The organism is Effusibacillus consociatus, from assembly GCF_042652925.1.
GTDB lineage: Bacteria > Bacillota > Bacilli > Tumebacillales > Effusibacillaceae > Effusibacillus > Effusibacillus consociatus.
On record NZ_JBHSHC010000041.1, the window covers coordinates 1 to 17,905 of the forward strand.

At 43.7% G+C, this 17,905-nt stretch carries 25 protein-coding genes and 1 riboswitch; of the genes, 3 read left to right on the forward strand and 22 right to left on the reverse strand.

The genetic code is table 11. From position 1 onward, the window contains the following. Positions 1-191: 191 nt before the first annotated feature. The 4 genes from copZ to resA form a co-directional block, all read right to left on the reverse strand. Positions 192-404, reverse strand: coding sequence for a copper chaperone CopZ (gene copZ / locus ACFO8Q_RS06340; RefSeq protein ID WP_380024888.1), 213 nt, complete (start codon positions 402-404; stop codon positions 192-194). A gap of 15 nt (positions 405-419) precedes the next feature. Beyond that, complete coding sequence (locus ACFO8Q_RS06345; protein WP_380024889.1) at positions 420-719, reverse strand: metal-sensitive transcriptional regulator; 300 nt, start codon at positions 717-719, stop codon at positions 420-422. A 96-nt stretch (positions 720-815) separates the two neighbouring features. Next, positions 816-1,067 (reverse strand): DUF2933 domain-containing protein, encoded by a 252-nt coding sequence (locus ACFO8Q_RS06350; RefSeq protein WP_380024890.1) that lies wholly within the window; start codon positions 1,065-1,067, stop codon positions 816-818. A 103-nt stretch (positions 1,068-1,170) separates the two neighbouring features. After that, the gene (resA, locus tag ACFO8Q_RS06355; RefSeq protein ID WP_380024891.1) at positions 1,171-1,716 is read right to left on the reverse strand and encodes a thiol-disulfide oxidoreductase ResA; all 546 of its coding nucleotides are present in this window, start codon (positions 1,714-1,716) and stop codon (positions 1,171-1,173) included. Between the two features lie 213 nt (positions 1,717-1,929). Here resA and ACFO8Q_RS06360 point away from each other — a divergent pair, with 213 nt between their 5' ends. Beyond that, entirely contained in the window at positions 1,930-2,379 is a 450-nt protein-coding gene (locus ACFO8Q_RS06360; RefSeq protein ID WP_380024892.1) for a four-helix bundle copper-binding protein, read from the forward strand. A 350-nt stretch (positions 2,380-2,729) separates the two neighbouring features. Here ACFO8Q_RS06360 and ACFO8Q_RS06365 read toward each other — a convergent pair whose 3' ends face one another. From ACFO8Q_RS06365 to ACFO8Q_RS06390, 6 genes are all read right to left on the reverse strand, one after another. Next, on the reverse strand, positions 2,730-2,921 hold the full coding sequence (locus ACFO8Q_RS06365) for a hypothetical protein (protein WP_380024893.1): 192 nt from the start codon (positions 2,919-2,921) through the stop codon (positions 2,730-2,732). A gap of 108 nt (positions 2,922-3,029) precedes the next feature. Beyond that, positions 3,030-3,320, reverse strand: coding sequence for a hypothetical protein (locus ACFO8Q_RS06370; RefSeq protein ID WP_380024894.1), 291 nt, complete (start codon positions 3,318-3,320; stop codon positions 3,030-3,032). Positions 3,321-3,373: 53 nt separating this feature from the next. Beyond that, positions 3,374-3,595 carry an SHOCT domain-containing protein gene (locus ACFO8Q_RS06375; RefSeq protein WP_380024895.1) on the reverse strand — a complete coding sequence of 74 codons (222 nt, stop codon included), beginning with the start codon at positions 3,593-3,595 and terminating at the stop codon, positions 3,374-3,376. A gap of 37 nt (positions 3,596-3,632) precedes the next feature. Then, entirely contained in the window at positions 3,633-4,754 is a 1,122-nt protein-coding gene (locus tag ACFO8Q_RS06380; protein WP_380024896.1) for a F510_1955 family glycosylhydrolase, read from the reverse strand. Positions 4,755-4,953: 199 nt separating this feature from the next. After that, positions 4,954-6,372 (reverse strand): sensor histidine kinase, encoded by a 1,419-nt coding sequence (locus ACFO8Q_RS06385; RefSeq protein ID WP_380024897.1) that lies wholly within the window; start codon positions 6,370-6,372, stop codon positions 4,954-4,956. Then, the gene (locus tag ACFO8Q_RS06390) at positions 6,369-7,076 is read right to left on the reverse strand and encodes a response regulator transcription factor (protein ID WP_380024898.1); all 708 of its coding nucleotides are present in this window, start codon (positions 7,074-7,076) and stop codon (positions 6,369-6,371) included. Before ACFO8Q_RS06390 ends, ACFO8Q_RS06385 begins: the two co-directional genes overlap by 4 nt. Before the next feature lie 568 nt (positions 7,077-7,644). Here ACFO8Q_RS06390 and ACFO8Q_RS06395 point away from each other — a divergent pair. Next, the gene (locus ACFO8Q_RS06395; protein ID WP_380024899.1) at positions 7,645-8,604 is read left to right on the forward strand and encodes an IS110 family RNA-guided transposase; all 960 of its coding nucleotides are present in this window, start codon (positions 7,645-7,647) and stop codon (positions 8,602-8,604) included. Between the two features lie 98 nt (positions 8,605-8,702). After that, positions 8,703-8,888, forward strand: coding sequence for a hypothetical protein (locus ACFO8Q_RS06400; RefSeq protein WP_380024900.1), 186 nt, complete (start codon positions 8,703-8,705; stop codon positions 8,886-8,888). Positions 8,889-9,013: 125 nt separating this feature from the next. Here the strand turns inward: ACFO8Q_RS06400 and ACFO8Q_RS06405 are convergent, their stop codons facing one another. The 12 genes from ACFO8Q_RS06405 to ACFO8Q_RS06460 form a co-directional block, all read right to left on the reverse strand. Beyond that, positions 9,014-9,367 (reverse strand): SCO family protein, encoded by a 354-nt coding sequence (locus ACFO8Q_RS06405; protein WP_380024901.1) that lies wholly within the window; start codon positions 9,365-9,367, stop codon positions 9,014-9,016. An 89-nt stretch (positions 9,368-9,456) separates the two neighbouring features. Next, the gene (ccsB, locus tag ACFO8Q_RS06410; protein WP_380024902.1) at positions 9,457-10,650 is read right to left on the reverse strand and encodes a c-type cytochrome biogenesis protein CcsB; all 1,194 of its coding nucleotides are present in this window, start codon (positions 10,648-10,650) and stop codon (positions 9,457-9,459) included. Continuing rightward, the gene (gene resB / locus ACFO8Q_RS06415) at positions 10,650-12,050 is read right to left on the reverse strand and encodes a cytochrome c biogenesis protein ResB (RefSeq protein ID WP_380024903.1); all 1,401 of its coding nucleotides are present in this window, start codon (positions 12,048-12,050) and stop codon (positions 10,650-10,652) included. Before resB ends, ccsB begins: the two co-directional genes overlap by 1 nt. A 12-nt stretch (positions 12,051-12,062) precedes the next feature. Further along, a complete protein-coding gene (locus ACFO8Q_RS06420) occupies positions 12,063-12,398 on the reverse strand; it encodes a redoxin domain-containing protein (RefSeq protein WP_380024904.1) in 336 nt (111 codons plus the stop codon). A gap of 245 nt (positions 12,399-12,643) precedes the next feature. Next, entirely contained in the window at positions 12,644-13,105 is a 462-nt protein-coding gene (locus ACFO8Q_RS06425; protein WP_380024912.1) for a winged helix-turn-helix domain-containing protein, read from the reverse strand. Between the two features lie 14 nt (positions 13,106-13,119). Then, positions 13,120-13,263 (reverse strand): hypothetical protein, encoded by a 144-nt coding sequence (locus ACFO8Q_RS06430; protein WP_380024905.1) that lies wholly within the window; start codon positions 13,261-13,263, stop codon positions 13,120-13,122. Between the two features lie 36 nt (positions 13,264-13,299). Continuing rightward, positions 13,300-13,890, reverse strand: a complete 591-nt coding sequence (locus ACFO8Q_RS06435; RefSeq protein ID WP_380024906.1) for a TlpA family protein disulfide reductase — start codon at positions 13,888-13,890, stop codon at positions 13,300-13,302. Positions 13,891-14,025: 135 nt separating this feature from the next. Further along, positions 14,026-14,154, reverse strand: a complete 129-nt coding sequence (locus ACFO8Q_RS06440) for a hypothetical protein (protein WP_380024907.1) — start codon at positions 14,152-14,154, stop codon at positions 14,026-14,028. A 310-nt stretch (positions 14,155-14,464) separates the two neighbouring features. Beyond that, positions 14,465-14,701, reverse strand: coding sequence for a hypothetical protein (locus tag ACFO8Q_RS06445; RefSeq protein ID WP_380024908.1), 237 nt, complete (start codon positions 14,699-14,701; stop codon positions 14,465-14,467). A 126-nt stretch (positions 14,702-14,827) separates the two neighbouring features. Beyond that, on the reverse strand, positions 14,828-14,980 hold the full coding sequence (locus ACFO8Q_RS06450; RefSeq protein WP_380024909.1) for a hypothetical protein: 153 nt from the start codon (positions 14,978-14,980) through the stop codon (positions 14,828-14,830). After that, positions 14,970-15,656 carry a cell division ATP-binding protein FtsE gene (gene ftsE, locus ACFO8Q_RS06455; RefSeq protein ID WP_380024910.1) on the reverse strand — a complete coding sequence of 229 codons (687 nt, stop codon included), beginning with the start codon at positions 15,654-15,656 and terminating at the stop codon, positions 14,970-14,972. Before ftsE ends, ACFO8Q_RS06450 begins: the two co-directional genes overlap by 11 nt. 397 nt (positions 15,657-16,053) lie before the next feature. After that, the gene (locus ACFO8Q_RS06460) at positions 16,054-17,424 is read right to left on the reverse strand and encodes a HAMP domain-containing sensor histidine kinase (protein ID WP_380024911.1); all 1,371 of its coding nucleotides are present in this window, start codon (positions 17,422-17,424) and stop codon (positions 16,054-16,056) included. 220 nt (positions 17,425-17,644) lie between these two features. Continuing rightward, positions 17,645-17,770: riboswitch (cyclic di-AMP (ydaO/yuaA leader) on the forward strand. The last annotated feature ends 135 nt before the right edge of the window (positions 17,771-17,905 follow it).

Consider the following 17,905-nt stretch of genomic DNA (forward strand, 5'->3'; position numbering starts at 1 on the left):
GACCCAGCATACAGGAGGCGCTTTTCTTTTTGCAAACTGCGTTTTAATTCATTACAGGAATAGCTCCTTTAAGGGTAGTTCGACGATAAGTAATATTTCTCAATAAAGTTACACCGTAATGTTGCGAAATGATTAAGTAATATGTGAATGATAGCGGAGGAACCGGCTGCCGCCGGTTCGAAAAATCCTACTTATGCAACATCGTATCCAGCGTCTTCAATCGCTTCCTTTATTTTGTCCAAACCAACAGTTGCTTCGTCAAAAGAAACGGTTACTTTGTTTCCGTTGAGATCGACGTCCACCGAATCAACCCCCTGCAACTCGTTGAGCGCTTTCTCGATCGCGTTCACGCAATGGCTGCAGGACATTCCTTGTACATCCAATGTCTTGGTTGTTGCCGCCATTTCAAATCACCTCCTTTACTTGGTAAAAATTCGAATGATCTCCATCAGTTCTTCTATATGGTGGTCTCCACCGTCTTCTTGGTTCTGAATTGCTCTTTTAACACAACCACGGGTATGGTCTTCAAGCAAAGCGAGTCCGATCTTGTTGGTTGCCGCCTTGATCGCAGCCAATTGGGTTAATATATCTACACAATAACGATCTTCCTCGATCATCTTCTGAACTCCCCGAACCTGCCCTTCGATTTTTCGTAGGTTCCTGAGAAGCTGGTCTTTGTGGTCGTGGTACAAATATACTGTTTGATTTGTATCTTCCATTACCATACCCCCCTACGGTAACAAGATTGCATACATAAAAGAATTTGTCAAGGGACCAAAGAGATTTGAGTCTAATTCTTGGTCCCCTGTTCATGGTTAAACATTGGCAGCACTTTTCCCCGATTGATCTTCCTTCAGGGACTGCAATTCTTTCATCAAACTATGGTTTTGCTCCATCAATTCCGCCATCTTAATTTGAAGAGCTTGCAATTCTTCTGTGGAAACCTGGGGTTGTTCGCTTGTTATCTTTGCTGATTTATCAGAATCCTTGTTTCCGCCGAACATGCCTTTCATACAGAAAAGCATCATCAAAGGGCACAGCAAGGTGAGCACTGTTTGCCAAGTCACTTTTAATACCCCCTTCTAATTTGATTCCAATGTAACAAATAGATGTGATGAAAGTTTGAAGAAACGAAAGCAGAAAAATTTTTTTATATTTGCCCATGCATCTCTACTGTTGTGAAAGCAATGTTTGAATTTTGTCCTCGATAGACTGTAGGCTCATCGGACCCGTGTAAACTTGTTGAATATTACCCTTCTTATCAATAAAGAACGATGTCGGGATGGGACCAATTTTATAAAGATTCAGCGTCACGTTTCGATCTGAGTCCAAGACAATCGGAAATGTGATACCCAGCCGATCCGCGAATGCTTTTGCTGTTACTTTACTTTCTCCAATATTGACCCCAAGCACCACGACACCCTTATCCTTCCAATTTTGATAAGCCTGCTGCAAATCCGGCATCTCCCTTTTACAAGGATCACACCAAGAACCCCAAAAATTCAGCAATACCACTTTCCCTTTCAAATCGCTTAAGGAGATTTTCTTACCTTTCAAATCTGTTAAAGTAAAGTTCGGTGCGGGCTGACCGACTTTCAGTTCTTTATTATCATCCTTCGTAAAATTCGTAAGAGCGAAAATGATGCCAACAACCGCCAATAGCAACACTGCAACTGTAATTGCCCGACTCATATTGCTTCGTGTCGTTATGTCCAATACCTCCCTAAATGCGTCCAAATCTGCCTAGTTTAAATAAATCGTTTTGCATTATAACCCACAAATGTGATAAAACTGTGATGAATCTCGGAGATCAGACCTTCCTTTTTTGTCCATTACGCAGGGCATAACGTTGGGCTCTAGGTACCTGCACAGCGTAAGCATTGCAATCATAACATGTGGTTGCAATTCGATTTACGAGGAGGAAACCGAATGCCAACCCCCGATCCGAAAGAATTGTTGCATGAAATTTTGCAAGGAGTTCAGGAAACTCAAAAAGCAGTGAAAGAGATTGAAGTGAAGGTGGCAAGTTCCGTTGTGCGTTCAGCGCCACCTATGATGATGGTTACAAGCACACAAAAAACGCTCCATGATTGTATGACCATGTGCGAACAAATGATCTTGACTGCACAGCGAATGCCGGACGTTCATGCCAGGTTCGCACAGCTTGTTTTGCTTCGCGATTGCGCGGACATTTGCGAACTTTGCGCGAAATTCATGGCTCGCCACAGCCCCTTCACCAAATCCCTTTGTCAATTGTGTGCACACATGTGCGAAACTTGCGCGAAGGAATGTTTGAAATTTCCCGACAGAGAATCCCAAATGTGCGCTCAAATGCTTTTGAAATGCGCCGAAGAATGCCGCGTATTTGCAGCCCGATAGTTCGGTTCTCTGACCACAAAAAGACCGGCGACAGCACGCCGGTCTAAATTATTGTTTTTGTCATTGAACCAATTCCGCCTTGATCTTCTCGTACTCCTCGAAAGAAATTTCCCCCTTTGCCAGGCGAATTTTTAAGAGATCAAGTGGACTCAAATTTTTCTCAGCTTCCACGTTCTTAATTTGTTGTTTGTTATTATTTGAAGACCCGCAGCAACCCATTTCTCATTCCCTCCCTTTCTGAACTACGATTAAAATAACAAATGGGTTTGATAAATCTTTGAAGAAAGTGTGTGGATTTAGTGAAGTTTAAAAAGAATAATTAAAGCCGCCCCGTAGGGCGGCTTAGGTTGTTACTGGTTCATCGGACATTGTTCGGAAGAAATTGCGCATTGAGAAACGCCACGATTCATGTCTTGCGCGCACATAGCTACGCATTGTCCTTTTTCCATTTGGGCGCATTCGGCGACGTCAGGACCCGCAGCAAGCGCGGTTCCACCAAGTGACATCGTTGCGACGAATGCGAGTGCAAGAATTTTTTTCATAATAATTACCCTCTCCCCCAAAAATTGATTCACCATTTCATATTCTATGTACCGTAAAGGAAGACCTTCTTTTTCAGGTCCTCCAAGACGATTCCCCTCTCGTAACAATTAGAAAGAGGCAGTCGAATTCTTCTCGATTTTAGCCCCGTCGGAGTTTTTATCGTAGGACTCCATAAATTTACCGCAGGACTTCACCATTTCCTGACCTTCCGGTGAATTCATGGCGTTAATCATTTTAGCCGCAAGATCGTTACCTTTGTTGTCATCAGATCCAGCCGCCAAAGCCATGCCCCCTACAACCAAAGCTGCGGCGAGCGCAAACGATACTCCCAACATGGTTTTCTTTTGCATCTCAATCGCTCCTTTCTCTAGTACCGATAATCCAATCATAAACAACATGTTTGTTGAATCTTTGATGTTTTTGTGAAGAAAATGTGAAAATTCGCGTCGTTTTAACTTTTTACTTTCCCCCTCAAAATCTCACTTTTCCGGTCATATTCCTCTTCGCTGATTTCTCCCCGCGCCAATCGCACCTTCAAAATCTGGAGCGCGGAATCTTCCTTCTTTTCAGAAGGGTTAGCGAACAATGAAAAGACGCCGAAAATGATTAGCGCGATAATGACAATCCAAAACAACATGGTAAACACCATCCCCCAGCCCATCATGGACATCATGCACTGATCTCCTCCTTAAATTTCAGATATCTTAGAATCAATGCTTTGACTGCGAAATCCCTTTCCCCTTATCGGCAATCTTCGTCCAACTTACTCCTTTGTCCCCCGACAGATAAATGTCTTTGTTATAAGTGGCAAAAACCAGTTCATTTTTGTTCACCGGATTCTGGGTGAAATACGTAACGGCATCGTCTTTTAAAGTGGGAATTTCGATTTCTCCGGTTTTTTTCGTTTCCAAATCGAATCGAAGAAGCAATGGTTTCTCAGCGAGTCCCCCTACATACAAGGCACCTTCGTTGTCAAACGACAAAGATGTTACCTGGATATCCGGGAGAATCTTTTCGAAGTTCTGCCCGTAATCCTTGGAGAGGTAAACTCCTGAGTCAGTGCCGAGAGCAACCACAGAGTCTTTTGTTGGATGAACCGCGAGCGCCGAAAGGTCTTCATTTATTCCCTTCATCTCGCTTTTGGTCCATGTTTTCGTTTCATCCTTTGTGTAATACAATCCCTTCGATTTCATTTTTGAATTGGGAGCCGGTGTAAACGCATAGATCGTGTGGGATTTGTAACTCGCGGTCATCCCGTGAAAATCGGTTTCTCCAGCCAAATCCAACGTTTCTATGGTTTTTCCTTCATCCTTGCTCTTTACGATTCCCAAAGGTTCCTTTAACTTCGTACCGGGCGCCGGGTGCCCGCTGCTGTAAAAACCGTCATCGATCATAGAAAATCCCATATAGTCATGTTTCGCCGTTTCCGGGATGCTCCACTGACCTTGCGAATACACCCGTAATCCGTCGTGGGCGGGAATCAAAATCCGTTGTCCATCGCTTGAATACCCCAAGCCGTGAATATGGTGCAAAGTAGTGACGTCCGCCGCACCGCTTGAGCGATTTCCCCATAAATACATTCCTCCGGTAACCAATACTCCAACGAGCGTCAACACCCAACCCCATTTGTACACTTTCACCACTGGACTGTTTACCTTGTTTTTCGCACTAAAATGAAGAATCAAAAACAGAGCAAATAGAATTGCACTGCCGATCAATACATAAGAATTCATCATCATCTCTCTTTGGTATTGTTCCCCGGTGCCGTGGGCGAAAGCCGGAACGGGGAACAAAGATATGGCTACAATAAAAGTGAAAAACATGTTCTTCATGAATCTCTCCCCCTCCGTCTGAAAATCAAATATACAACGGCAACCACGATTATAGGAATCGCGGTCCAAAGGCAAATTTTAAACAATGTGCCTAGATATGACCAAATTGACCCGAAATGCAACATCGAGGTTGCCGACATCGTCAGACAAAACAATCCAACAACAACCAGGGACAAAGCTATTAACCAATCTGTCCACCTCACCGCTGTTCCTCCTTCCCTTCGGGCGAAGCGGGGAATTTGATCACGAAACGAGTCCCTTTCCTCACTTGGCTGAATACTTCAATCGTTCCATGTTGCAAGTCCACCAACTTCTTTACAATGGCAAGCCCCAGTCCGGTTCCACCGTGTTCTCTGGAACGTGATTTTTCGACTCGGTAAAAACGTTCGAATATATATGGCAATTCTTCTTCGGGAATCCCGATCCCCGTGTCCTCGATTAAAACCTCAACCTGTCCGCGATCCCCGCTTCTCATTTGCACAGAAATTCCGCCTTGCTCCGTATAACGAATCGCATTGTCCAACAAATTCATAAAAATTTGTTCCATCCGCAGACCGTCTCCCCAGACCAACGGGAGATCGCGTTGGATATCGGCTTTGATCTCAAGTCCTTTTGCTTTCGCCTTCAAAGACGTTTTCTGGACCGAGTTCTCGACGATTTCCGCGAGATCGATCCATTCAAAGTTCAGACCGACTTTCCCTTCTTCCATTTTGGAGAGCTCGAACAAATCGTCAATCAGTCGGGTAAGCCGTTTCGATTCTTGATGAATGATCTCCAAATACTGCTCCTTTTCTTCTTCCGTTTGATACAAGCGATCCTTTAAGACCTTCGAATAGCCTTCCAAATAAGTGATGGGTGTACGCAATTCGTGGGAGATGTTCGCGAAGAATTCGCTTCGGTTATCACGATACCTCCGCAAATCGTTTGCCAAATCGTTAACTGCCTGCGCCAATGATCCGATTTCATCCCCCGATGTCACCTCGACTCGCGTATCCAACTCCCCTTTTGCGATTTGACGCGTTGCCTTTTCCATTTGAATTAATGGATCTGACAATTTCCTGGAGAGAACAAACGTAAAACCGAGACCAAGGAAAAAGGCGCCGATCCCAGAAAGAATTAAAAGTTCCCGCACTTTCTGAACCGATTCGTGAACTCCTTTGATCGATGACAACACGTAAACTCCTCCGTAAAAGGCGTTTCCGCTGAGAATCGGTTTTCCGGACACCAGAAAACGGTCCTTCGATACAGGGTCTTCGTATTCCTTTTGAATGGATCCTCCCTGCGCTAAAGTTTTCGTTTCTGCTGGGGGAACAAAACTCCCCTCGGATACGTCCGACACTCCCGAGTTTGCGATAATTTTCCCGTCCGCGTCGACGATGAACAACTTTACATCAGCGAAATTGCCCATCATCTCGATCATGCTTACCGTCATCATATCTCTGGAATTCGCGATTGATTGGGCGTAACGGGAAGATAGAACGTCGATTTGATCCTGAACCTGACGGTAATAAAATCCGGAAAAGATCTGGTCGGTTACAAATCCCAACGGGAGCAAAACGAGAAGAAAAAGAAGTATGATGGATCCGCCCAATTTTAGGACGATGCGATTCCATCTCATGCGCGATCATCGGGACCTTGAAATTTGTATCCCACTCCCCATACAGTTTGGATTGGAACGTACGACAAGCCAGCTTTCCGAAGCTTCTCCCTTACATTTTTGACATGGGTGTCAACCGTCCGGGTGTCCCCGAAATAATCTTGTCCCCAGATGTTCTCCAACAAAATTTCACGGCTGAATACCCGCTGCGGATTGCTGCCCAACATATACAAAAGATCGAATTCCTTCGGAGTGAAATCGACCGCTTTGTCGCGAATTAAAACCTGTCTTCTTTCCAGATCGATTACCATCTCGGGATGCGTAACGGTATTGTCTTTCGGAACGTCGGGTTCATTTAAATGAGCGCGTCTCAACAACGCGAACACCCTGGCAATGAGTTCCTCTGGTTCAAACGGTTTGACCAAATAATCATCTGCGCCGACAGTCAATCCATACACCTTGTCTTTGGTTTCGGTTCTCGCGGTTAACATGAGAATAGGCGTCTGCTTCGTTTCGCGAATTTTGGCGCAAACTTCCCAACCGTCGATATCCGGCATCATCACATCCAGGATGATTAAATCAAACGGGTGTTGCTCGATCAGCGCCAAAGCCTCGTTCCCGTTATTTGCCTCCGTTACCTCAAAGCCGTTTTTCGTGAGGTAAATTCGAAGGAGATTACGCATATTCCATTCATCATCTACCACGAGCAGGTGAAATTTCTTCATCGAAGCATCCCTCGTTCCTCATCGAAAACTGTTTCTTACATTGTACATACTAAATGTGATGAAAGTTTGATGAAACAAAAAAACCACCGCTATACATGCGATGGACCTCTTGATAAATACACCCTCATGAATTTCGTCAATGTTTCTCACTTCGTTTCTCAAGCACACGAAGGAAGCGCCAAATTAGATAAAAAGTGCCGGCTAAAAGGATTAATCCAAATACCATCCCTATTCCGAAAAATGCAGCCATGCCTAACATCATATTTGGAGACATTCCTTGGAGAGCGCCCATGCCCATACACATACCCTTGGTTGATCCCCCTAAACGTCATGCCCTGTCGGGCACAAACTGATTTGAAAATGATGCTAAGTTTAACTTCCATGTAATTCGTCCACAAAGATACTAGCAGGACAGGAAGGTCGGTTTCTATTTGTTGGTACGACCGCGACCCCTAAACTGATTTACATCGCCTTGAGAACAAACTTTTGTTGCCACGAGCACACCCATCAAATTTCTGTTTTTTTCGTCAGGCAATGTAGCCCTGCTAGAAAGGATCGAACGAAACTTATGGATGCTATTCGTACTTGCTGTGCAGGCTTAGACGTACATCAAGCCAATGTGGTTGTTTGTCTTTTGAAGGGTTCCCTTGATCGGAAACCGGAAAAGCAAATTCGGGAGTTCCCCACGGTGTTATCAGGGCTATTGGCCTTGGCAGATTGGTTGGAACAAGAAGGCTGCACAGATATTGCCATGGAGAGTACCGGTATCTATTGGCGCCCAATCTACAATGTTCTGGAAGCCACATGCAATATCACCGTGGCAAATGCCGGACACATCAAGAATATCAAGGGTCGTAAAACCGATATCAAGGATGCTCAGTGGATTGCCGAATTGCACCGATGCGATTTAATCCGTAGCAGCTTTATACCCCCTCGCGAAATTCGGGAACTGCGCGATTTTACCCGATATCGTAAGAAACTGAAGGGGTACCAGTCAGCCGAACGAAATCGCATTCTGAAAGTGCTTGAAGACGCGAATATCAAGGTGTCTACTTATATGTCCGATGTATTTGGCGTTTCCGGACGTCTTATGCTGGAAGCCCTTGTCAACGGTGAAGTTATCGAACCTTCCCAAGTAGCCGATTTAGCCAAAGGGAAATTGCGAGCTAAAATCCCGGAACTAGTTCAGGCGTTGAACGGACGCATCACCAAACATCATCGCAATATCATCCAGAAGTCACTCAACCATTTAAAGTTTCTAGAGCAAGCCATTGCCGACGTTGAAGCGGATATGGAACAATACTTTACTCCCTACCAAGACCAGTTGGAACTTCTTCAAACTATTCCGGGTGTCGGTCCCCATACAGCCAAAGTGATTGTTGCCGAAATTGGCGTGGACATGTCCGTCTTTCCTACCGCGGCACATATTTCTTCTTGGGCTGGGTTAAGCCCCGGCAACAATGAGAGTGCCGGTAAAAAAAAACTACAACCACAACCAAAGGAAATGCCGCTCTCCGATCGGGTTTAATCGAAGCAGCATGGTCTGCAAGTAAGACTCGGACATATTTAGGCTCTAAATTCTGGTCCATTGCCGGACGAGGAGGTAAAAACAAAGCTGCTGTTGCTGTGGCTCATAAGATGCTTGTGATTGCTTATCACATCTTAAAAACCGGTCAACCGTACCAAGAACTCGGAGCCGATTATTTATCCAAACGCAAAGCCATAACTCAAGAAGAACTGATGATTAAACGACTGAATAAACTCGGATACATTATCCATAAACCGAAAGAACCAGAAACTGCAGTGATCTAAATCAAGTTATCGTGAATAAGGGAGTCTCACTCCCCGGGCATCCTATTTCCTTTTTTAGGAATTGAGTTCATCTTCCAAAAAATTTTAAACCGAAACCACCACCTAAGCTCACTGGGTGCATCACATCATTTTCCCATTAAATTGTTTGCATATTTTTTAATCAGTTCAGGATTATCTCGCTCGGGATCAAACGTAATTCCTACAAACGCAACGTGTGTTCCAAATAATTGTTTTCTTTTTAGTTCTTCTTGCATCTTCACCATATTTATAGTGGTTGTAGGGCAAATGTCAGGGCAGTTCAGGAAAATAAATTCAATCAGTTTCACCCTTGAACCCAAGTCTTGGAACACTTCCCGTTGACCATTGATATTTTGAAGAGTCCAATTTGGTGCACGATCCACGACAGGAAGCCGACTTGTCCCCCACCAAAGCCAATAAGAAATCCCCGCAACAAATGTAACAAGCAAAAAAATTATCAAAACATTAGTTAAATTCCTCAATATGGACTGCATAAATTGGTCTAGCGATGAACTAGACTTCCTCACCCCGATTCCAATAAAATTCCCCACTATGCATATGAGTGGAGCCCCACGATCAGGAAATTAACCCCGACCAGCAAGAATAATATCACGACAAATCCTGCAACTGCCATCCAGGATGCGCGTTCTCCTTCCCACCCGCGTGTTAATCGAAGGTGAAGATAGGCAGTATAATAGAGCCAAGTAATGAACGCCCATGTCTCTTTTGGATCCCATTGCCAATAAGAACCCCATGCTTCTTGTGCCCAGATCATAGCGAACACCAGTGCCCCTAGAGTGAAGATAGGGTATCCAATCGCAACAGCTCGGTAAGAAAGCTCGTCAAGAGACGGTGGGTCTATCCCTCTTACCCACTTTGATATTGTTAACACGAGTGGTTTGCGGTTCACAATTCGGAGCAACCCATACAGAATCAAGGCCGAAATCAATGTCCAAAGCAATGTATTCAACTTAAAAGCCGCCTTTGCACCTGTTACCCAATTTGGTGCAGTAAGAGTAGGCATTGGTATCCCGACAAAGCTGCCAAGTGAGCCAATTTCCATACCAACGGGTCCAACAATAGCCGGCAGCTTATAAAAGTTTCCGGATGCTGGCTCCAACAACTGATATCCTTGAATCTTAAAAAATAAAGAGACGATTACGAACGCTATCAAGGCAATGAACATGAACAAGACGAATTCAAGCGCTTTGCTCTTACGGTTCTTTGTGCTGACATCCGTTACAACCAATAAATGCATCAACGCAGCGGCAAAAGAGATGGTCAACACTCCTTCACCAAGCGCAGCCGTGGTGACGTGAATATATAACCAATAGCTCTTAAGCGCAGGAATTAATGCCTGGGATTCATCAGGGAACACATTGGCGTATCCTAGAACGGCCAATGCGGTCGGAGCCGCAAAAGCCCCCAGAATTGGAAACTTATAAAACAGGCTAATAACTACAAACGCGAACATAATACACCAAGCCCAAAAGCTCATATATTCATACATATTGGATGTAGGCGCGTGCCCACTTCCAATCCACCTGGTGATAAATCCGCCCAACTGAACAAGCACTGCGATAACAGCCGCTTTAAACCCCCAACGAGTCCAAACATTGGAGGCAGCTTCACCGTTTTTGATCTTTATCTTTCTGCCAGTGACACCGATAATATAGAAAATCGATGCAAGTAAATAGCCGGCAAATGCAAGCCAATATAACCATGCAGATATTTCAAGGAACATTACCCTTTCCCTCCTTGCCGAAGTTGAATTTCCTGGGGCCAATCAAGGGAACGGAATACACCTTCCATTTCTTTTCTCATTCCATACCAATTCTTGCTGGTTTGTGCACCTAAATGCAGAACCCCATCATGAATCTGCCCCCAAACTCGACGATGTTGAAAGTAAAAAACCAGGACGAGACCCGCAAGTACCACGAGACATCCTGCGTACACAATTGGAATTCCTTTATCTTTTTGCACGCGAAGTCCGGTAGTCTCAATCAATTTGCCATTAACAGGCGTAAGATCAAAACTGGTATTTTGGTCCAAGTTCAGCTGTCGATATACGAAGAATAACTGCGGTGTGGGCTTCTCAACCCCAGGCCCCTCAATTTGAATCAACAATACCGGGTTATTTGGATCTGTAGAGCGAGTAATCGGTTGGTCATTTTTCATATCGAAATCAGGGAAGTAATCCAATACCCGAACTTTGTACTCTCCTGCCTTGTATTCATTCTGCACGTTGGAGAAGTTAATCTCAAAGGTTCCCAATTTCTTTGAGGAGGCCTTCTCGGATAATTCCACTTCTAAAGTTCTTAACATTGGCGGAAGAAAACTAGCCTGGAACAATAACGTACCCTTGTATTTTAAAGGTTCGTTCACAATAATTCCTCGGCGAAGGACCTCTTGTCCGTTATCAATAATAACCGCTTTGGTTTCAAAATGTTTGGGGCGCCCGTCTTGATAGTATTCAACTATAAAATCATCGTTACGCACCGCAAAATCGGAGCCGGGAACATTCACTGTTTGTCCTTCTTCCACCAAAATGTTTTCCGATACGTACCAGCCGGGAATCAATCGGGATAGTGCTCCCAAAATAAGAATGATGAGCCCGATGTGAATGATGTAAGCTCCAAATCGGGAGATCCTCATTTTTTCGGCAAAGAAAGCAGATCCTTCTCGTCGGATTCTGTATCTTCTTTTTGCCAACTCATAAACCAGCCGGTCAACACTTTTCTCATCCGATTCATTCACAGCAACGTAAATTTTTTTGCGCTGAACGACAGATAACGCGGGTTTCACTTCTTGACGTTGCAAGGACTTATACAATGGTATCACGCGTTCCAATGAACAGATAACCAGAGAGACTCCAAGTGCTAACAGAAGGCTGACAAACCAAGAAGAGGTGTACATATTGGTAAAACCCATTTTAAAATAAATTTCTCCAAACTTGCCATAAGTTTGCGGATAATAAGAAGCTGGATTTGCCGAAGGAATAAAGCTTTCCTGCGGTAAAATTGTCCCGATGATAGCGGATAACGCAATCAGTACAATAATAACGATCGCGACTTTGACGGAAGCGAAAAAATCCCAAAGCCACTCGAACATAGTACGTCGTCTTTTAGCTGCAATAGAGTTCATATGATCGCCTCCCTATGGTTGCGAAAGCAATGTTTGAATCTGGTTTTCAATATAACCTCCACTCATCGGACCTGTGTAGATATGTTGAATGATGCCTTTTTTATCGATAAAGAACGAGGTCGGAATCGGACCTACTTTATACTGGTTTAAGGTTACGTTTCGATCCGAGTCCAGTACAGTAGGAAACGTGACTCCCAAACGATCCATAAATCCCTTCGCTGTAACTTTGCTTTCACCGATATTGACTCCAAGTACTACGAATCCCTTGTCCTTATATTGCTGGTAAACTGTCTCCAGATCCGGCATTTCCTTTTTACACGGATCACACCAAGATCCCCAGAAATTCAAAAGTACAACCTTCCCCCTCAAGTCACTTAGGGAAAGCTTCTGTCCCTCCAAATCGACAATGTAAAGTCCGGTGCGTACTGTCCCACTTGTGGTTTCATCTTATCCGATTTGTTAAAATTGATAAGTGAAAAAATGATCCCCACTACTGCCAACAGCATAATTGTAACGGTGATTGCCTTACTGAATCTGCTTTGTAACGCCACGTTACCACCTCAATTAAATTGCATTGTGAACCATTGGTAGTACTACGTTTCAATTTTTCTCCTCAAATTTTTGATGTGGGTATCAATTACACGTTCATCGCCACCAAATTCGTATCCAAAAACTTTTTCAATCAGTTCAGCCCGGGAGAATGTGCGTTTCGGATACTGGGCCAATGTATGCAAGATCTTAAATTCCGTTGGTGTTACACCTAATTTTTCTCCATTTCTCCTTATTTCTTTGGTACGATTGTCCAGTGTAAGACCATCCGGAAGGTGAATTTGTTCTGCAAGCAATTCACCTTCTGAAGATCTTCTTAAAACTGCTGCTACTCTTGCAACCAATTCTTTTGGTGAGAAGGGTTTCGTAACGTAATCATCCGCACCAAGGTAAAGGCCCTCAATTTTGTCTTGTTCCGCTGATTTGGCAGTAAGCATAATAATATTGACCCGCGACGAAGTACGAAGTTGTTTACAAGTTTCTTCGCCCGACATTCCAGGAAGCATAAGATCCAATAATATCAGATCGTAAGGCTTTTCTTCATGAAGCCGAAGCCCTTCTTCCCGTTATGTGTGATGTTAACTTCATAACCTTCCCGTACTAAATACGATTGAACTACTTCTGCAATTTTTTTCTCATCTTCAATGATCAATATGCGTTTCATCCCTGTTCCTCCCTACCGGTCCAATAACGCCATGCTTTATCTCTTCAAAAGTTTCTTAATGATACCTTCCATAACCGCTTTGGACAATTGACCATCATGTCGGTCCATGATCATTCCGTCACTGTCAATCGTTATAGTCACAGGAATGGCAGTAGCCTGATACTGGTTCCCAACAAGTCCGTCTCGATCCATCAGAGTCGGAAACTGAATATTGTACTCACGAACAAAATTTTTGACTGCTTCTTCATTATCTGTTGCTGTCAGATTTACACCGTAGAAGGCTATCTGGTCCTTGTATTTTTGGCTCATTTCAACCAATTCCGCCATCTCCGCCTTGCAAGAGGGACACCAGGAGGCCCAGAAGTTGATGAGGACTTTTTTTCCCTTAAGCTCACTTATCTTCACTCGGTTACCGTCCAGGTCTTTCAGAGTGAAGTCAGGTGCCATATACCCCGGACGGGGCAAAGAAGCAACTTGAGGTTTCTCCTTACTGTTTTGAGAATAGGAGGCAGAAGTTGCCTCGTTAGCAATTCGCCCCGAATTTTCTAGCCCTGCAGTGACAGCCAAAACAAGCATTCCCCCGAACAGTATCCCTGCATATAATCGAATTGATTTTTTCTTTTCCATTTGGTATTCCTCCATACTATCCGATACAGGAATGAGAACCGGGCACAATGCAGTGATTATCATCAGTAAAAAAACGCTAACGGCACCTATACTTCCCTCTTGTATCGAAGAAATCCAATCATAAACGTATCAACCTCATGCCAAGGATTTAATTGCGATTAAAAAGATACTTCCAACCACGATAAGAACAGAAGTGTAAAAAATTGTTTTTTCAGCTAACTTCAAAATTCTCTTTAGCTGGTATAGAGGCTCTTGTTCACTCAACCCAATCTACCTCCTTGATTAACCTTATTATTGTCGAAGTCATTATGGTCCTATCAGACTCTAAGGGAATTTACGAACGGAGAATGTAGAGCCAAACAATCCGATGATTACCCCAATAATTAGTAATGCCGCCGATTTGAAATATCAAACCTTCCAATGGGATCAGTTCAATAAAAGTGTTTGTTAAGTTTTTCAAAGCATACATTTATCCGAATATGATCAAATCGATGGGAATCAAAGCCCCGATTACTCTCATCAACAGACCTTCCACGAAAAAAGACCGATGGATAAACCAGCTTGTGGAACCTACCTACTTCATGATTTCAGGCTCGCGACGATGGGAATAATCGAAATCTTGATCGTGTTTGAAATCAAGCATACGGCCGTCAGCGCCAACTCTGCGATCAAAGGCCAGCTCTAGTTTCTGGCGCGGGTTCTCCTCTTTCACGATAAATTTATCTGGGAATGGGTTTTCTCCAGATCGATAAAAAGATCCCTGTACTCTTATATTTTTCACCATTTGCTTGACGGCGTCTTCTTTCGACACAAATTCGACCGATTTGACAGAAAAGAGCGACTTAAGCGTTCTTCAATCTTGCTTATGTCATTATGGGAGGTTCATTCGATGATAAATAGGTCCTTTTGGACTTGGGCCTTCCACATCCTGTGTGATTTATTGCAACTTCATCGCCATCGTAAGGAAAACTCCCAAAATCATTATTAAAGAAATCACGATAGCTCCTACAGCCACGAAAGTCATCCATCCGTTCCGATCAATATTTTTCAGCCTTTTACGGATATGACGAAACAGGGTTCTAATCATCATATCCGTATGCCCCCTGCCGTTCGTCACGCACGATCCTGCCGCCTTCGACAGCAATCACTCGACGCTTCATGGTATTCACGATTTCCTTGTTGTGAGTCGCCATAACGATCGTGGTGCCTTGATCGTTAATCTTTTTGAATACGTGCATAATCTCCCAGGACGTCTCAGGGTCCAAATTTCCTGTTGGCTCGTCTGCAATAATAACAGCTGGGTTATTTACCACCGCACGGGCAACAGCCACCCGTTGTTGTTCTCCTCCGGATAATTGGTTTGGAAGCTGATTTAATCTGTCACCTAGCCCCACTAGTTCCATGACTTCATTCACCCGTTGTCGGATCTTTTTAGTTGGGGCTTCTATGACTTCCATGGCAAACGCCACATTTTCGGCAGCGGTTAATTGAGGTAACAGTTTAAAGTCTTGGAACACGACTCCTATCTGTCGACGTAACAAGGGAATTTTGTGTTCCTTAAGTCGTTCCAGGTTATATCCGTTCACCAATATTCTACCTTTCGTCAGTCTTACTTCACGATACATCAATTTGATAAACGTGGATTTCCCGGCTCCACTGGGTCCCACCACATACACAAATTCACCGCGGTCAATTTTCACATTAATCCCGTTTAACGCTGAGACGCCATTCGGATACGTCTTCCAGACGTCATGCATTTCGATCATTGATACTATTCACATCCTCTATAAGTAGAAGTGCATCATTATCGTTATAAGATATTTGTCATCATTGTAACGAATAAATGTGGAGATTCATTGAAGAAAGGACTGCGTCAGCATGACAAATTTTTGAAGGATATCTTTCTGGTAAATTGACTTATCCTAAGTGTGGTGATGTATAGGTATTAGTTGAGAGATGTCAAAATGAAGAAATAAAAATCAGGTGTTCCGCAGTTACGGAAGACCTGATTTATTCATACTTTTTACTTTTTGAACTCATTCGAGTTTCCGGACTGAATTCCTTAAATTCTTTTTTCACTTTTTACCCACGTACCATTAACAAACCAATGCCTATTAAATCAACGCTAAGGAGGAATCCAAAGTTCAACTGCTTGGGAATTGATCATTTGGACACTTCTGAGTGAATTGGTAATCGAATCGTAAATACGGTCCCTTTACCTAGCTGGCTTTCAACCTCACTTGCTCCTCCATGTGCCTCTACGTACTTCTTCACAATTGCAAGTCCGATGCCTGCTCCTCCAGTTTCACGACTCCTCGACTTGTCTGCCCGATAAAATCGTTCAAAGATAAATGGCAGATCCTCATCGCGAATCCCCGTTCCCGTATCCGCAATCGTTACCAAAGCCTCTTCTTTTGACGGGTCCATTGATACTCTCACCGAAACATTTCCTCCCGAACCGGTATATTTTAACGCATTATCAAGCAGGTTAAGAAGAATCTGTTTCCATTTGTCCCGATCAAGAGGAACGGGCAGCGAACTGTTACCGTCAAACTCCAAACGTACTCCTTTTGACTCAAAGGATGGCAGGACCAAATCAATAACCGACTGGGTAACGTCCACCAGATCAACTGCTTCCAGGTTCATATCTATGCTTTCACTTTCCGCTCGAGTGAGGGATTCCAAACTGGAAACCAGTCCGATTAGCCGCTCCACTTCTTCGTTGCAAGCTTCAAAACGTGATTTTGTTGGTTCCCAGACTCCATCAATTAACGCCTCCAGATGACTTTTCAATGTCGTAAGGGGGGTGCGCAATTCATGTGCGACATCAGCAGTTAAATTACGGCGTAGCTTGTCCTGTTTCTGCAGTTCATCCGCCAAATGGTTGAGGGATTCTGCCAATTGGGTTAACTCGTTTCGGCCAGGTGGATTTTCGATCCGTATACCCAGATTGCCTTTTCGCATTTGGCCAGCCAATCGGATCATTTCTGTCAACGGTCGGGTAATTCGCCTTGAAAGAAGTAAACTAACCCCTAATGACAACAACAAAACAGGAAAAATTGTATTAAACATCCCTTGCCTCATTGCCTGTTTATAATGCCAATCAAGTGTGCTATATGATTCAGGGTCAGTATAAGATATTTCCGCATACCCGATGATGGTATCTTTAGATTTGATCGGTATGACCTCAAAAGAATCCTCTTTTCCCGTCTTCGGTTGTGAAGATTTTTCTAAAAGCTCATCGCTTTTCCACACAACATTTCTTTGAGCATCTAAGAGATGAATATGCACACCTTCCAACTCACTAAAATGGGCCACATCGATTCCAATGGTCTTTTCCCATCTCCCGGATCGCTCGTAAGCCTTCGCTAAAACTTCTGTGATTCGATCATTGCGAAGTTTTTGGTTTTGTTCTACATATTGAAGAAAATGGTAGCGATCCGTGGCATTTAATATCCAACTTGACAGTATTACAGCGGCAAAAGCAAGCCCTGTCAACGTCCATGCAATCTTTGACTGTAACGATCGTTTCAAGGTATTTCTCTCTCCTCCGTCTAAAAGTAAGAGGTCAGGTTCTTTTATACTTTATCTAAATTTAACCGATTATAACAACAAAATGTGTAGACTCAATGAACATGCAAATTCATGTTTTTTCCAGACCATGTCTCTTCCTAAGACACTTCTGTTAGTTCGACTTTTTGCCAATTTTTTTATGTAGAAAGAGGGCTTATCTCCTGCTACCATCAGTGCTGCAAATGAATAAAAGCCGAAGCTCTTTCGAGCGCGGGGGATCCATTTTCGGGGTGAAACCATTACTTGGTCAGGCAAGCCCTTTGTCTGAACCCGTCAGCTAACCTCGTAGGCAAAGAAGGGAGAAAGCTCTATGTTTAGTAAAATACTTTTTTTTATCCTCGCAGTAAGCAGTATTGCCTCCACAATCATTAATGTTACTGCTTTCGCATAATGTCCAGAAGTTGACGGCATAAGTTGTCCTGCTGGTGACGGACAAGCTGAC